The following is a 15,728-nucleotide window of genomic DNA, read 5'->3' on the forward strand; positions in this document are numbered from 1 at the left end:
CGACGCAACTCCACGGTAATGGCCTCTTGCATGGGCGAGAGTGTCGTATGAAGCGTGTGGGGCCTGTGTGAAAGGTCTCGGGGACTCTCACGACGCTTCCATTTACGAACCGTCGCCAGGCTGATGTTGTAGCGCTGAGCCAATTGCTCATGGGTGGCTGACGAGGCCTTGATCTCAGCCCTTGTTTTGGGGGTGGTGCGCGCCTGGGCATGTACTTGGCTCATGTGATCTGCTCCCGTTGAAAGGACTCCAGGACACTGAGCATGATCTCTCTTGCTTCAAAGAGTGCCCAGCTTCTACGAGGGACATGATCACATGAGATGGAATACCAAGTGATTGAAACAAAAAAGGCCACCTGCTAGGATGGCCAGTTTTGTTGATTTTCTTAGAGGGATTTGGAGGCGCGAACCAGAGTCGAACTGGTCTAACCGGATTTGCAATCCGGGGCATAACCGCTTTGCTATCGCGCCAATACTGACTAGTCTACCAGATAGCGATTACCTGTAGGCCTTATAGTTTGGAGCGGGAAAACGGTCTCGAACCGTCGACCTCAACCTTGGCAAGGTTGCGCTCTACCAACTGAGCTATTCCCGCACTTCTGAAAGCTTTCACTTCCAAGATTTGCACGCTTTCGCATGCACGAAACTGGAGCGGGAAACGAGTCATGCACTAGAGCGCTAAGTCTCTGTTTCCCAATCACTTTCTCCACTGTGGTGATCAGCGAAGGCCTCAATTATAGCCTTGTTTTTCGCCCTCGGCAACAAAGTTCATCCAGCGGCATCCACCAACGTCCAAGGACGTTCCAACCGCCGCGTCGCTGTACCCGGAACCATCCTACCCCGTCCGCTTCCACCTGCGGCATCGCGACTGCGACGGAGGTTGGAACGGACCCGCGCTGATGCCGTACTCGCGCGCTCCTGCGTCGCCGATAGTGGACGCGCGTGAGCACAGCGACAAACACATATTGCACGCGCACGCCGTTGCACATGATTGAGTAGGAGCGTCACGCAACGGGCTCACACTGGGCACAGTGCTTCACTGCAGGATGCTATGTTGATATATCAGGATGCCGAACGGAGCATGACGCACCCGGCCTTCGTTCATGTCCACCTGGGCATCAGGTGCCGGGAACATCTCTCGCGCGCCCTGTGAAACCGCTGGGCTATCACACCATACCAAATCGGTCTTGATGGGCTTTGCGCCACCCATGACGCTGGTACCGTGAGCGCCAATATCGAGCTTGTGTCCTCATCGCTCGATGGGCCGGTAACCGATCAATTCTTGCACATTGGGCAAGACGAGGCCACCTGCGGCGGATGCCAATCATCTCGCCCGCCTACGTCCAGGGCATCGTCCCAGGCATCCGCCGCAGGCCATAACCGCACAACAGCCCTTGGCAGGGCAAGAAAGGAGCCGGTGATGTAGCGCATCCGAAAGGAGACGAAGACATGCACAAGGACATTCCAACATCAAAGGTGTTCTATCGTCCCATCGAAGCCGCCATACGGTGGGCCGGGTTGCTGAGGTACCTGCCGATGATCCTGGCCGCGATCGCATCACCGCGCTTCTTGCCTCCATCGTTGAATTGCCCGCGATGGAATGAGTGCCGGCTGTACTCGGAGCGCATCTATGACGGCATCCTCAACGGGGAGCTGCCCTACGGCCAGAATGGGATCACGCTCAATGACCCGAAGCTGCTGCAATCGCCGGATCTGACCGTTCGCCATGTCGATTTGAAGCGTTGGATGCGCACCCACTATCCCGAGCACCGGCCAGGATTCCTGTTCAGTCGTGGCGAACGCATGGCGCACCCCTTCATCACCATGGAAACTGGACAGGCGATTCTGGTCGAGCGGCTAGCCCTTCAGGCCGCGCTGGAGCATGCCCGGTGTCAGATGCGGGAATTGCAGGAGCAGCACGACACCTTACTCAAGCAGTCTGCCGTGCTGCTGGCCTCCAAGCAATGCGAGATCAGCGAGCGGGCGGAGACGACGTATCTCAACATCATCGGCGGGATGCTGACGCTGATGCTGGGCCAGTCCCCTTCGGGTGTGCCTTACTCCAGCTTCAAAACGCAGGAGGCCCTCGTCTCGGCATTGGTCGCCCACTACGGCGGAACCATGGGCATCACGGAGCGAACTTTGAACGGCAAGTTCGCCAATGCCAGGAAGTACATCCGTAGCGCAAGCGGATGAGGTTTCCCAGCTTGTATGTGCAGTCGCGGAGATTGCATTTGCAATGCCTTTTCTCGGTCATGTCTATTGAATAGAGGTCACGCCAACAAACGCCACCGAGCGTTCAGGAGTGACCGCCATGTCGCAGACACCTGTACTCCCGCCGAACGAGCGCCGCATCCTGCGCCTCGATGAAGTCGAGGCCAAGTCCGGCTTCAAACGCGCCCACATCTACAACCTGATGAAGAAGCGCCAGTTCCCCCAGGCGCTGCGCCTGGGCGTGCGTGCCGTCGGCTGGGATTCGATCGAAATCGACCAGTGGATCGCCGAGCGCCTCAACCACCGGACCTGACTCGTTCTCCCGCGGATTTCCCATTCCTAGACGGAGAGCGCCATGCAGGTCGTATCCATCATTTCAACGAAAGGCGGCGTCGGCAAGACCACGACGGCCGCAAATCTCGGCGGACTCGTCGCCGATGCGGGGCTGCGCGTGCTGCTGCTCGATCTCGACGTACAGCCCACGCTGTCGTCATACTACGAGCTGGCTCACCGCGCGCCTGGCGGCATCTATGAGTTGCTGGCCTTCAACGAGCGCGACCTTGGCCAGCTCGTGTCCCGCACCATCATCGCGGGCCTGGACCTGGTGCTCTCCAACGATCACCGGAGCGAACTGAACACCTTGCTGCTGCACGCGCCGGATGGGCGCTTGCGGCTGCGGCACCTGCTGCCGGCACTGGCTCCCCTCTACGACCTGGTACTGATCGATACCCAGGGCGCGCGCAGCGTGGCCTTGGAGATGGCAGTACTGGCCTCCGACTTGGCGCTGTCGCCCGTGACCCCGGAAATTCTCGCCGCCCGCGAACTGCGCCGCGGCACGATGCAGTTGCTGGAAGACATCGCGCCGTATCGCCACCTCGGCATCGAGCCGCCACCGCTGCATCTGCTCATCAACCGCGTGCATCCGGTCTCTGCCAACGCACGGCTGATCCAGCAGGCCCTGCGCGACCTGTTCCAGGACCATGCCGGCATTCGCGTGCTCGCCACCGGCGTGCCGGCCATCGAAGCGTATCCACGCGCCGCAACACGCGGCCTGCCGGTGCATCGGGTCGAGTACCGCCTGCCGCCAGGCAGAGTCGCGCCCGCCGCGCTCGATACGATGCGCGCGCTGGCCAGCGAACTGTTCCCTCAGTGGCAGGACCAGTTCGCTCAAGTGTCAGGCCGCCTGCAACGACCTCTTGAAACCGGGAGGCCCCATGGCGAACGCACATGAATTGGCCCGCGGGCACAAGCGGCTGCGCGCCTTGATCGAGTTCGCGGTGGGCGAAGGCTGGCACGTCAAGCGCACACGCGGTGGGCACCTCAAGTTCACCAAGGTCGGTTGCGCCGCGATCTACACCAGCTCGACCGCGAGTGACCACCGGGCCGAACTGAATGCCCGTGCGCAGATCCGACTCGCCGAGCGAGAGGCCCGCATGGCACAGGCCGGCGGCTTCGGAGGATGCGGCCATGTCTGACATGACCTCGCAGGACATGGCTGGCAAGCTGCTCGCAGCCGGGTTCGAGCGCAACGGTCCAACGGCCACGGCATTAAGCGATCCGATCGCCGACACACCCATGGTCGTGACGCTGGACCAGTTGCGCCCCTACGACCACGACCCGCGCAAGAAGCGCAATCCGGCCTATGAGGAAATCAAGGCATCGATCCGCGAACGCGGCCTGGATGCGGCACCGGCCATCACCCGGCGTCCAGGCGAGGACCACTACATCATCCGCAACGGTGGCAACACGCGGCTGGCGATCCTGCGTGAACTGTGGTCGGAGACCAAGGACGAACGCTTTTTCCGCATATCGTGCCTGTTCCGCCCGTGGCCCGAGCGCGGCGAGATCGTCGCGCTGACCGGGCATCTCGCGGAGAACGAACTGCGCGGCGGCCTTACCTTCATCGAGCGAGCCCTGGGCGTGGAGAAGGCGCGCGAGTTCTACGAACTGGAAAGCGGCATCCCGCTGAGCCAGTCCGAACTGGCCCGCCGCCTGGCCGCCGACGGATACCCCGTGCAGCAGTCGCACATCAGCAGGATGGCCGACGCCGTGCGCTACCTGCTGCCCGCGATCCCGACCGTGCTCTATGCCGGGCTGGGGCGCCACCAGGTCGAACGGCTATCTGTCATGCGCAAGGCCAGCGAGCGCACCTGGGAGCACTACGCCAGGGGCCGCTCCCTGGCTCAGGACTTCGACGACTTCTTCCAGGAGGTGCTGTCGCAGTTTGATGTTCAGGCCGACGAGTTTTCCGCACAGCGCGTACAGGACGAGCTGATCGGGCAGATGGCCGAGCTGCTGGGCATCGACTACGACGTACTCGCTCTGGACATGACCGAATCCGAGAGCCGCCAACGCGCATTGGTCAGCGACCCGACGCTGCCCTCGAAGCCGCCTACCTTGCCTGATCCGGGGGCCGTCGCGCGTCCACCTGCCGAAATCGCACTGCCGGCCGCGATGCCTGCGCCGCCTGCAGACCCGCCAGCGGCTGCAACCTCGACGCGCGAGAGCGATGCGGATGCCAGCCAGGCGGGCACGGCCAGCCTCGCGCCGACTGGTGATCTGCTTGCCGAGCACATCGTCTCGCCGGCACCGACCACCGAACGGCTTCAGTCCATCCAGCGCATGCTCGCCGATCAGTTGGGCGACGCGCTGCCGCCCGATTTTTCGGCGAGCGTCTTGCAGTCCATCCCGGTGCAGGCCGGCGGGCTGTATCCGATCTCCGATGTCTGGTACATCGATCCTGGCCTGGACACGCCTGACCGGTTGCGCATCCACATCGCGCAGTTCGCCCGCGAGATCGCGGACGAGGCGGACCTGGGCGAATGCATCGATGACCGTCCAGACGGTATCGGCTTCGCATGCCATACCCATACCCAGGCCCCGGCGCTGCGGGGCCGTGCCGTCCTCACGCTGCTGGTCTGTCTGGCCGGCCAGCAGCCCGCCGACGTCGGCCTGGACAACGGGCAAGTCATCATCGACCTGCCGGCGTTGCTGCACGGCCAGGGCCAAAGTGGCGGCACCGAAGCCCGTCGATTGAGCGACACCGCGCTGGTCAAGCTGTTCCGACTGCTGCGGCTGGCTCGGCGCCTGCTCGACCTCGAAGCCGACGCCGCAGGCTCTGGAACCTGAGCAAGGGAGGCCAGCATGTCCGCACCACACCCACTCAACCAAGCCGTCATCGCCCAGGCCCTTTACGACCTGCGCAATGGGCAACTGCGCCGCTGCAAGCTGATGGGGTTTGGCGAGGAAGACCTGGACGCCCTCAAGCATCCTGCGTTGATCAGCGTGTTGGCCAACGCCAATGTCTCCTGGTGCTCGGTGACCGTCAACCGCGAAGTGCTCCGGCGGCTGCTCAAGCAGGCGCAGGACGTAGAGAAGGAAATTGCCACGGTCGATCGCATGTTGCGCCTGGGTGCCAGCACGGAGATGGTCAGCCGCTTCTATGGCCTGACCCATCAGGAAGTCGCCTTGCGACGGGAAATCCTCGGCCTGCCCAAACGCAAGGGGCGCCATCCCGTCCTGGACGAGACCCAGGACACCGAACTGTGGCGGCAGTGGAAGGCCGTGACCAGCAGCAGGAACGTCGATCTGGAGGACGACACCTCGATTCTCGATGCGGCCATGGACCTGGCCGAGGGCATGTCACTGCCACTCTCTGTGGTCTGGGCCGCGATCAAGAGCTGGGTTGATCAGGGGTTGGGTTGAGCCATGGCTGTGGACGACGCCGCACCGCGAGCCCAACGCCCTGGCCCCGTCTCACTCGCAGACTTGTTCGACGCTGCGCTGAAGGACCTCGCGCCCAGGCCCAGCCCCAGCGCGCCATCGCCCATGCCGACGTCGATACCGACACCAACACCCCCGGCATCCGGCGATGCCTTCCTGTTCAGCGGCAATCGGCACGAGACCGTTCCGCGGCGGCTGTTCCTCGACCGCCGCCTGACACCGCTGGAGCGCAACGCCTGGCAGGTGTTCCGGCTGATGCTAAACGACGACGGGGTGACGGCGTTCCCCACCTATGAGCAGTTGCGTCCCTGGCTGGCGTCCATGCCCTGCGCGGGACAGGCCTCCCATGAGACTGTCGCGCGGGCGCTGACGCTGCTGCGTCTGACACGGTGGCTGAGCCTCGTGCAACGACGGCGCGACCCCAAGACCGGCCGCATCCTCGGCAACCTCTACGTCCTGCACGACGAGCCCTTGACACCGTTCGAGGCGATGCAGCTCGACGCCGACTACCTCGCGCTGGTCAGCCAGTCCTTGGACCATTCGGCCAAGGCCGTCCAGATGGTCGGCTTGAACACGCTCAGGGAGATCGCGGAAGACCCGCTGCTGTCCGGCCGCACGCTGCCGTCGCGGTTGCAGGTCCTGGCGGGACGCCTCGCCAGCCAAGGCGTCCCGGCCACCGAAAGTTATCCACAGGAGGATGCCGTCCACGATTCCGAAGAAGGGATTTCGAGCCTTCTTCGGAATGCCGAGAACCCGTCTTCGGATTCCGAAGCAGGGTTGAAACCCGCGCCAGACGGCGCTCTTCGGAATCCGAAGCAGGCCCGTACAGTACGTAGTAGTTGTATTAATGAAGTACGTACTACCGCGCAAGCGCGCGCGTTGGGCGATCTGCAATGGCCCAAGCGCTTCACGGAACTGAAGGCGGAACAGCAGGCAGGAGCCAGGATGGCCTTGCAGCAGGTCGATGCCTCGCTGAGGCAAGCCGTGCTGGACGAATGGGCCGCACGATGCAGCAACCATGGCATCCGCAATCCTGCGGGGTATCTGTTCGGCATCATCCAGCGCGCCATCCACGGCGAGTTCAATGCCTGGGCCAAGCAAGACGCGCCATCAAAAAACACGTCGCCAAATGAGCGACCACCACCCACGCCGCCGCCCCAGCCACAGAGCAAGCCAGTGCCACCGGAAGTGGCCAAGCAACACATCGAACGGCTGCGCAATCTGCTCGCCAGCAAGTGATCTGATCTGCCAGGTCGCGAAGCAGATGCCCATGGCCGCCAGTGGAGCTATCCCCTGGGGATAGTTCAACGCTTGGGCACGACGCCGAACAGGTGCAGGTCTGGCATTGGGCATCTGCCGCAGTATGGGCGCTGTTCGCCCTGAACGCCGCGAACAGGCTTCCTTGGCGTTCCATGGAGCTATCCCCTGGGGATAGTTCGCGCCGCATGCAACCGCCACGCCCTGAACCGGGGCCGTGCGGGTTTCGGTTTGTTGACTGACTGCCTTCCGCTTCCTGCCGAAGCTGGCCGCTCCTTTTCCAACAACGAGCGGACACCATGGCAACCAACAACGAACCTTTGCAACTCAACCTCGGCTCCCTGCGCAGCGCGATGTCGCTGACGCTGCACACGCATCACGCCTCGCGCATCTGGCACGGCCGCGCCGCCGCCGAAGGGCGACCCGGCATCGTCGGCCTGAACGGCTACATCGCCGTGATGAACAAGATGAAGCGCGGCTCGGAACAGGACGATCCATACAGCGACTGGTGGATGCTGCGCATCGAGGACAAGCTCGACCAGACCAAGACCACGCTGCAGACGTTGCGCGAACAAGTGGACCAGGCACTGGCCGGCGTGCCTGCGGCATTGACCCTGGGCGAGAACCTCAACGTGCAGCCCGTCAAGCTCCCCCTGTTCGTCAACGCCCAACTGGGCTTTGCGGCGGTTTATCTGCTGGCCGACTACGACGACATCGCGCGCAAGCTGATCCTCGCCCACCACACCGCACTCATCGACCGCAGCACCTTGGAGCGCTGGCTCAATGAAGGTGCGCATGCGCTGCGCAGCCTGTTCTCGCTGGCTCAGCAGTACCGCTACTCAGGCTGCACCCGCGACGACTTCGCGGCGAAGAATGCCGCAGCGCGGGCTGCGCTGGAGAAATTCGGCGAACTGCCGCAGGAGGTGCTCGAAGGCACCCGCCGCTCGAAGTTTGCGCCGCCCATCGTGCGCCGCGGCCTGCAGCAGCGCGGTGACAGTCCTGCCGCAGCCACTCCCAGCGTCGATGGTGATGCGGCCGCCGCAGCCGCCCCGTCCGAAGGCGCAGCCACTGTCGGTGAGGACGAATCCGCATGAGCGATCTGAACCAACCCTCCCGTTACTTCCGGGGCCTGCAACAGGGAGCCTTCATGCGCCTGGAACACGCGGCCTCTCTAAAAGGCCTTTTAAAGCCCTTTAAGAGTAAAGGGGACTTGGAGGCCTGGGCCAGCCAGTGCTTCGCCATGCGCGACGAACTGATTGCCTTGTCGCAGCGACAGGTGCTGGCGCAGGCGTGTGGGCATCCCTTCCATCTGCTGCCCATCGAACTGGCCCAGCAGACCACTGGCGCAGGAACGACGTTCTTGCGCTGGCGCAGGCACGACCGCTCGGCCATGGGCGTGGCCCTGTGGCAGGCGCTGATGGCGAGCACCGGCACGCCGTTCAACTTGCTGGCTGACCTGCATGCGATCGAACTGCAGCGCATCACGCTGAACATGCAGATCAGCCTGTTGCACACCTTGGGCAGGCAGGCGCAGGAATGCGCCAGCAAGGCGGCCGAGGCGGATGACGCCTACCTGCGCCGGCTCACGTCCATTCCCGCCGCAATGCGCGATCGGTGATCGCGACAGGCACCCCAGCACGCGCCCGGCGGCAGTGAGGCGCGGGTATTTCAACCACCACGGAGATCACACCATGAGCACGCATTTTTCGGGCGAAGGCAACATCGGCTCGCCCCCCGAGTACCGGGAGTTCCCCAATGGCAACGACGAACCGCGCCGGCTGCTTCGGCTGAACGTGTATTTCGATAACCCCGTTCCCACCAAGGGCGGCGACTTCGAGGACCGCGGCGGCTTCTGGGCGCCGGTGGAAATCTGGCACCGCGACGCCGGTCACTGGAAGGACCTGTACCAGAAGGGCATGCGCGTGCTGGTCGTCGGCCGCATGGAGCGCGAACCCTGGATCGACAACGAGGATCAGCCGCGCGAGACCTGGCAGATCAACGCGCGCAGCGTCGGCATCCTGCCGTTCCGCATCGAATCCGTGGCCCTCAGCCCCAAATCGCAGGAGCCCGCGCAGGAAGCGCCGCCGAAGCCCCAGTCCGCCGAGGAACCGGCTGCGCCGAAGGAGACCAAGCGCAGGAAGTGAGCAGGCATGCAGGGTGGCGGCCTCGCCGCTCTGCATGTATCCGCGAGCTATCCCCTGGGGATAGCTCCATCAACGTCCACCGAGTTCCGCGCGCGCCCGAAAATCGCCGCTCCCGGCCCGCACACCCCGGCCGCACGTCACTCCCGCCCCAGCCATTCCATTGGCGTGAAAGTGGTCGCCGCCGCATGCAGCTTGTTTGCTGCTGCTCCCGAAGCCGCTCGGCATCCTCGATCCCAGCAACTCCATGAACAACGGGAATCGGATGGACGGACATGCGGCTGTTCTTGTGCGAGAAGCCCTCACAGGGCAAAGACATTGGCCGAATTCTCGGCGCCACGCAGCGCGGTGAAGGCTGCCTCAACGGTTCTGGCGTCACCGTCACCTGGTGCATCGGCCATCTCGTCGAAGCGGCAGCACCCGAGGTCTATGACGCAGCGCTCAAGCGCTGGTCGTTGGAGCAGTTGCCCATCATCCCTCAGCAGTGGCAGGTCGAGGTCAAACCGAAGACCGCCACGCAATTCAAGGTCGTCAAGGCGCTTCTGGCGAAGGCGACCCACTTGGTCATCGCCACCGATGCCGACCGCGAGGGCGAGTTGATCGCCCGCGAGATCATCGACCTGTGCGGCTACCGCGGTCCCATCGAGCGACTGTGGCTGTCGGCGCTCAACGATGCGTCCATTCGGGCAGCGCTCGCCAAGCTGCGGGCCTCGGCCGAGACGCTGCCGATGTATTACTCGGCGCTGGCGCGCTCGCGCGCCGACTGGCTTGTGGGCATGAACCTCAGCCGGCTGTTCACCGTGCTGGGGCGGCAGGCGGGCTACGACGGCGTGCTGTCGGTCGGCCGCGTCCAGACCCCGACGCTCAAACTGGTCGTGGACCGGGATCGCGAGATCGCAGCCTTCGTGTCCGTGCCGTACTGGGCCATCGACGTGTCCCTGTCCGCTGGCGGCCAGGCTTTCACCGCGCAGTGGGTTCCGCCCGAGGGCTGCACCGACGACGCGAGCCGCTGCCTGCAGCAGCCCGTCGCCCAGCAGGCCGCGCAGCAGATCCGCGCCGCGGGCAGTGCCCAGGTGGTGTCGGTCGAGACCGAGCGCGTGCGCGAAGGCCCACCGCTGTTGTTCGACCTGGGCACCTTGCAGGAGGTGTGCTCCAAGCAGCTCGGGCTGGACGTGCAGGAGACGCTGGAGATTGCCCAGGCCCTGTACGAGACGCACAAGGCCACGACGTACCCGCGTTCCGATTCCGGCTACCTGCCCGAAAGCATGTTCGCCGAGGTGCCCACGGTGCTGGACAGCCTGCTCAAGACCGATCCCACGCTGGCCCCGATCATGGGCCAGCTCGACCGCACTCAGCGCTCGCGCGCCTGGAACGACGGCAAGGTGACGGCGCACCACGGCATCATCCCAACGCTCGAACCCGCGAACCTCTCCGCCATGAGCGAGAAGGAACAGGCCGTGTACCGGCTGATCCGGGCGCATTACCTGGCCCAGTTCCTCCCGCACCACGAGTTCGACCGCACCGTGGCGGATCTCTCCTGCGGCCAGCAGAAGCTGGTGGCCACGGGCAAGCAGGTCGTCGTCAAGGGCTGGCGCCTGGTGCTGGCCGAGCCCGAACGTGAAGGCAGCGCCGACGAGGACGGCGACGGCCCGGCGCGCAGCCAGGTGCTGCCCGCGTTACGCGACGGGTTGGCATGCCAGGTCGCCGAGGTCGAGATCAAGGCGCTCAAGACGATGCCGCCCAAGCCCTATACCCAGGGCGAGTTGGTCAAGGGGATGAAAGGTGTTGCGCGTTTCGTGACCGATCCGCGCCTGAAGCAGAAGCTCAAGGACACGACGGGCATCGGCACCGAGGCGACGCGGGGCAACATCATCAGCGGGCTGATCGCCCGCGGCTACATCGTGAAGAAGGGACGCTCCATCCGTGCATCGGATGCGGCGTTCACGCTGATCGATGCCGTGCCTGCGGCGATTGCCGACCCCGGCACCACCGCCGTGTGGGAACAGGCGCTCGACATGATCGAGGCGGGCCAGCTCACGCTAGACGTGTTCATCAGCAAGCAGGCCGCATGGATTTCGCAGTTGATCGCGCAGTACGGCAGCACCTCGCTGTCCATCAAGGTTCCCCAAGGACCGGCTTGCCCGCAGTGCGGGGCGCCCACGCGCCAACGCAGTGGCAAGAGCGGCCCGTTCTGGTCGTGCAGTCGCTACCCCGACTGCAAAGGCACGCTGCCGGTCGAATCCGGCACGTCCAAGCGCGGGGCCTCGCGCCCGCGCCGTACCAGTGACAGCGGCCGCAAAGGCTCCTGACCGACCCCGTTCCCCGTGAGCCGTGTCCGCCATCGGCGGCGTGGCCCGTGTCCCGCATGCCCTGCGGGACGCCCAGCGCGCAACGCCTTCTTGTCCGTGTGCGCGTCCCGCTCGGCCGTCCCCGGCCGCGGGACCTGAAGGTAGCTTCTCCGCGAGCCGCAGCCTGCGCGTTCTCCTCGTCTGCATCTCTTCCGTCCGCTGCGAAGGGTCCCCCGATGGCTTGCCTGTGCGAGCCACCCGGAGACCCTTCGTGGTCAGCGGTATTCGGTGCCGGTGCCCGCCGGCGCAAAAACGGGCTCCCTTTGTGCGCGGATGTGCGCCAGACGATGCCGGCCCCAGCCACGACATGGGCCGGGTGTGATTGCTTGATGAGCAGACGGTTCTAGCGACGACCGGGCCTGCCAATCAGCCCACGGGTGGTTCTTCTTTCCTCCCGAGCCGAAGGCCACCGGGCCTTCGGCGCCTTTCTCCTGCCTTTCAACGCCCCGGCCAGGGCGATGGCCCTGCGCCATACGAACAGGAGACCGACATGCACCCGAAATTTCGCGCACCGCCGCGCAACGCACCGCTGCTGTATGGGAGCGTTTGTAGCGGCATCGAGGCCGTGAGCCTCGCCTGGCAACCCCTCGGCCTCGAAGCCGCGTGGTTCGCCGAGATCGAGCCGTTCCCGAGCGCCGTGCTCGCCCACCGTTACCCCCACGTGCCCAACCTGGGCGACATGACCGCGATCGCCCGCCAGGTCCTCGCCGGCATCGTGCCAGCGCCCGACATCCTGGTCGGCGGCACGCCATGCCAGTCCTTCAGCGTTGCAGGCAGCCGCCAGGGGCTGAACGACCCGCGCGGCGCCTTGACCCTTGCCTATGTGGAGCTTGCAAATGCCATCGACCAAACCCGCCACCAAGACCGCCGTCCGGCGGCAACGCTCGTCTGGGAAAACGTCCCCGGCGTCCTCAACGACCGCAGCAACGCCTTCGGGCATTTCCTGGGCGCACTGGCCGGAGAGGGCCGTGCGCTCCAGCCGCCAGGGGAAAAATGGGCGCACGCTGGTTGTGTGTCTGGACCCCGCCGCCGCATCGCCTGGCGCGTGCTCGACGCTCAATATTTCGGTGTCGCCCAACGCCGCAAGCGCGTGTTTCTTGTGGCATGTGGTGGTGATGACCTCGATCCCGCCGAAGTACTTTTTGAGCGCGCAGGCCTGCTCGGGGATTCTTCTGCGGGCCGCGCGCCGTGGCAAGAAGCTGCCCGCGCTGCTGGACCGGGTGCTGCGGCAGCAGGCAAGTACTCGGGATACGCAGGACTGAAGCAGCCCTACGGCAAGGTCACGACGACGTTTGCATTCAGCGGCGGCACTGGCCCCGTCGATGTGGCGGGATGCCTGATGGCCGCAGGTCCCAAGCACGACATCCGCACCGAGACGTTCATGGTGCAGTCCATCGCCGGCAGCATCGCCCACACCCTCGACACCGCCAACAACGGCAAGGGCAGCAGCGAGGACGGCACGGGCAAGGGCGTGCCGATCATCGCCTTCACCGCCCAAGGCAGCGGCGCGGATGCGACGATCGACCTGACGCCGACGCTGCGCGCTGGCGGGCATCGCAACAGCCATGCCAACGCCGGTGTCGTGCCTGCCATCGCCTTCGCGCAGAACAACCGCGGCGAAGTGCGCTTCGAGTCGGGCCACGGACAGGTGGCTTGCACCGTCCTGTCCAACGGCAAGCCGGGCTACGGGGTGCCGATGGTGGCCTGCGTTGCCCTGCGGGGACGGCCGCAGGGTCTTGCCGCCGAGCTGGGCGGCAGCGTAGCGGCCGCACTGCGCACCAGCGGCGGCGGCGCGGACAGGCCCCATGTGCTGGCCCCCGACTTCGAGGCGCATTTCCGCTACGACTGGAACGACCCCGGCCCCGGCGACTGGTCGCACTGGCGGGTGCGGCGGCTGATGCCCATGGAGTGCGAGCGGCTGCAGGGCATGCCCGACGACTACACGCTGATCCCGTACCGCGGCAAGCCTGCCGCAGACGCCCCGCGCTACAAGGCGATCGGCAACTCCATGGCCGTCCCGTGCATGGCTTGGCTGGGCCACCGGCTGGTGCAGTGCCTGCACAAGACGGACTCGACCGCTTCGGATTGATCGGCGACGCGGCCTGCGGGCCGCGCCATTCTCCTTCCTGCATTGCCGACGTATCGGCAGCAGCAGCCAGGGTGTCAAGGCTGCCGTGGGTTCCGCCCACGCCACCCGCCAGTTCGCCTCGGCATCTCACCGGCGAACGCTGCCCACCGGGGCATCGATGCCTCCTTTCTCCAACCCACGGGATGGTCACCACGTCCCGTCAGGGGCATGTCGCCACCCGGTCGATTTCAGGACTTCCCATGGACACCATCACCAAGCAAGACCGCATCACGCTGAAGAACCTCAAGGTCGCCGACTTCGCCAGCGAGGAAACGCTGTGCTTCACCGCGACCGTCGTGTTCGACGGCGCTCCCATCGCCGAGGCCCGCAATGACGGGCACGGCGGCTCGACATTCCTGCGCGCGCTCAATGGCAAGACGACGCTGCTGGCTGAGGCCGAAGCCTTCGCCAAAAGCCTGCCACCCGCGCCACTCGACCTCAGCCAGGAGGGCGAAGACCCTCACTACATCGACATGACGCTCGACTTCCTGGTCGATGAGCTGGCCGATGCCATGCACGCGGAACGCAAGGTACGGACCGCGTTCAATCGCGACATCGGCAGCAAGGTGCTGTTCGTCAAGGACGGCAAACTGCTGTTCATCAAGGGCATCAAGCTCAAGGCCATTGCCGACCGCGCGGCGTACTTCGCAAAGCTGCGCAGCCGACAGGCCCAGCCCATCGTCATCCTCGCCGAGCTTCCGCCCGAGCAGGCATTCAACCTGTGGAAGCAGCACGTCCTAGGCGACAAGCCCGACTGATCCGGCATTCCCACAGCCTCCTGATTGCCCCGCGCTCGATGCGGGGCTTTCTTTTTGTCCCGCTCCATCAATCGGGGCTGGGCTGGATGCCGTTTTCCCACTGACGCCAGGCGGCCCTCGCACGAAGCTGCCTGCATGTTCGCTGATTCGTCAGCACATGCCAGCAGCCAGGGTTTCAGGCTGCCGCGAGGTTCTCTCCGCGCAACCCACCAGTCCGCATCGCATCCATTCCGCGGACGCGCGTCCCCGTGACGCCGATGCACTTTCTTCAACCGCATGCGGGAGCTGCCATCCCGTGAGGGACGAGGCCCCGCTTTTCCAAGGAGCCCATCCATGTCCCAGCACGCCTCTTTCGGCCAACTGGCCTCGACCTACTGCGGCAAGTTCCTGCCGCTCGAAGTCCTGCAAAGCGCCGCCGGCCACTACATCGGCACGCGCGATGCCGAAGGTCCCGTTTCGCGGGAATCCCGCGAGTACTTCCGCAGCTATGCCGCGGCTCAACGTGCGCTCGAAAGAGGCGGCTGGTCCCAACTCGCCATTCCCTGATCCAACTGGAGGAATCACGTCATGAACCAGCTACTGCCGCGAGAAGTCGTCGATCAGATCATGCGGGAGGATCAGCATTTCGCTGCCGCGCCCCAAGCCTTCTTCGAGGCCTGGAAGCGCGGTGTCGAGATCGCTGGCCCCGAGTGGTTCGGCGACGGTACTCGTGAAGGTCTGAACCAGGCCAAGAGCAAGTGGGATCTGCGTCCCGACATGCTGCGCCTCAACGACGCCCTCGGCGTCCTGAGCAGCGGTGAACGCATGTTCCTGTCCGCCATGGTCAGCTTCTACAACGCGCGCGAGGGCGGTGCCATGCTCAAGCGCTGCCACTTCCACGGGCTGTCGGACTTCGACGGGCTCGACCTGCAACGCCGCAAGGTCATCGCCGACCTGCTGGTGAACTACAGCGGCTGGTGAGCCAGTTTTCCGCGTACCTCCGCTTTCGTTCAATCCCCATGAGGGACATGCGCCCATTAGGCCATGTCCCTCGAATCACTTTCCATTGCCCAGTGCGAGGCCGATCCAAGACAAAGGATCAGCACCGCTTGACGCATTTTCGACTTTCAACCCACCGGGTCCAATTCCCGGTGGCGGGATTTGGCCCCATTATTCAATCT

The 15,728-nt window shown here is 64.8% G+C and carries 15 protein-coding genes, 2 tRNA genes and 1 pseudogene; 15 read left to right on the forward strand and 3 right to left on the reverse strand.

Annotated elements, in window-relative coordinates:
- From G486_RS24280 to G486_RS0108990, 3 genes and pseudogenes are all read right to left on the reverse strand, one after another.
- Positions 1-224: pseudogene (locus G486_RS24280) on the reverse strand (IS481 family transposase); the annotation flags it as partial.
- A gap of 172 nt (positions 225-396) precedes the next feature.
- A tRNA-Cys gene (locus tag G486_RS0108985) sits at positions 397-470 on the reverse strand.
- Between the two features lie 48 nt (positions 471-518).
- Positions 519-594 (reverse strand) — tRNA-Gly (locus G486_RS0108990).
- Between the two features lie 854 nt (positions 595-1,448).
- On the opposite strand from G486_RS0108990, the gene G486_RS0108995 reads away from it, so the two are divergent.
- From G486_RS0108995 to G486_RS0109065, 15 genes are all read left to right on the forward strand, one after another.
- Positions 1,449-2,195 carry a hypothetical protein gene (locus G486_RS0108995; protein WP_027015244.1) on the forward strand — a complete coding sequence of 249 codons (747 nt, stop codon included), beginning with the start codon at positions 1,449-1,451 and terminating at the stop codon, positions 2,193-2,195.
- 118 nt (positions 2,196-2,313) lie between these two features.
- On the forward strand, positions 2,314-2,526 hold the full coding sequence (locus G486_RS0109000; protein WP_003090093.1) for an AlpA family transcriptional regulator: 213 nt from the start codon (positions 2,314-2,316) through the stop codon (positions 2,524-2,526).
- A 42-nt stretch (positions 2,527-2,568) separates the two neighbouring features.
- Positions 2,569-3,444 (forward strand): ParA family protein, encoded by an 876-nt coding sequence (locus G486_RS0109005; protein ID WP_027015245.1) that lies wholly within the window; start codon positions 2,569-2,571, stop codon positions 3,442-3,444.
- Complete coding sequence (locus G486_RS0109010) at positions 3,428-3,688, forward strand: hypothetical protein (RefSeq protein WP_027015246.1); 261 nt, start codon at positions 3,428-3,430, stop codon at positions 3,686-3,688. Before G486_RS0109005 ends, G486_RS0109010 begins: the two co-directional genes overlap by 17 nt.
- Positions 3,681-5,342, forward strand: a complete 1,662-nt coding sequence (locus G486_RS0109015; protein ID WP_027015247.1) for a ParB family protein — start codon at positions 3,681-3,683, stop codon at positions 5,340-5,342. Before G486_RS0109010 ends, G486_RS0109015 begins: the two co-directional genes overlap by 8 nt.
- 15 nt (positions 5,343-5,357) lie before the next feature.
- Positions 5,358-5,918 (forward strand): DUF2857 domain-containing protein, encoded by a 561-nt coding sequence (locus tag G486_RS0109020; protein WP_027015248.1) that lies wholly within the window; start codon positions 5,358-5,360, stop codon positions 5,916-5,918.
- Between the two features lie 3 nt (positions 5,919-5,921).
- Complete coding sequence (locus G486_RS0109025) at positions 5,922-7,175, forward strand: STY4528 family pathogenicity island replication protein (protein WP_027015249.1); 1,254 nt, start codon at positions 5,922-5,924, stop codon at positions 7,173-7,175.
- Positions 7,176-7,492: 317 nt separating this feature from the next.
- Positions 7,493-8,287: a PFL_4669 family integrating conjugative element protein gene (locus G486_RS0109030; RefSeq protein WP_027015250.1), complete on the forward strand. Its 795-nt coding sequence runs from the start codon at positions 7,493-7,495 to the stop codon at positions 8,285-8,287.
- The gene (locus G486_RS0109035) at positions 8,284-8,811 is read left to right on the forward strand and encodes a DUF3158 family protein (RefSeq protein WP_027015251.1); all 528 of its coding nucleotides are present in this window, start codon (positions 8,284-8,286) and stop codon (positions 8,809-8,811) included. Before G486_RS0109030 ends, G486_RS0109035 begins: the two co-directional genes overlap by 4 nt.
- Before the next feature lie 73 nt (positions 8,812-8,884).
- Complete coding sequence (locus tag G486_RS0109040; protein ID WP_027015252.1) at positions 8,885-9,337, forward strand: single-stranded DNA-binding protein; 453 nt, start codon at positions 8,885-8,887, stop codon at positions 9,335-9,337.
- Between the two features lie 272 nt (positions 9,338-9,609).
- A complete protein-coding gene (locus G486_RS0109045) occupies positions 9,610-11,643 on the forward strand; it encodes a DNA topoisomerase III (protein WP_027015253.1) in 2,034 nt (677 codons plus the stop codon).
- A 529-nt stretch (positions 11,644-12,172) separates the two neighbouring features.
- Positions 12,173-13,771 (forward strand): DNA cytosine methyltransferase, encoded by a 1,599-nt coding sequence (locus tag G486_RS0109050; RefSeq protein ID WP_027015254.1) that lies wholly within the window; start codon positions 12,173-12,175, stop codon positions 13,769-13,771.
- Between the two features lie 239 nt (positions 13,772-14,010).
- Complete coding sequence (locus tag G486_RS0109055) at positions 14,011-14,568, forward strand: hypothetical protein (protein ID WP_027015255.1); 558 nt, start codon at positions 14,011-14,013, stop codon at positions 14,566-14,568.
- A gap of 333 nt (positions 14,569-14,901) precedes the next feature.
- Complete coding sequence (locus tag G486_RS0109060; protein WP_027015256.1) at positions 14,902-15,114, forward strand: hypothetical protein; 213 nt, start codon at positions 14,902-14,904, stop codon at positions 15,112-15,114.
- A 21-nt stretch (positions 15,115-15,135) separates the two neighbouring features.
- A complete protein-coding gene (locus G486_RS0109065) occupies positions 15,136-15,528 on the forward strand; it encodes a hypothetical protein (protein ID WP_027015257.1) in 393 nt (130 codons plus the stop codon).
- Positions 15,529-15,728: the final 200 nt, after the last annotated feature.

It is taken from the genome of Comamonas composti DSM 21721 (assembly GCF_000429845.1).
Taxonomy (GTDB): Bacteria; Pseudomonadota; Gammaproteobacteria; order Burkholderiales; family Burkholderiaceae_C; genus Comamonas; species Comamonas composti.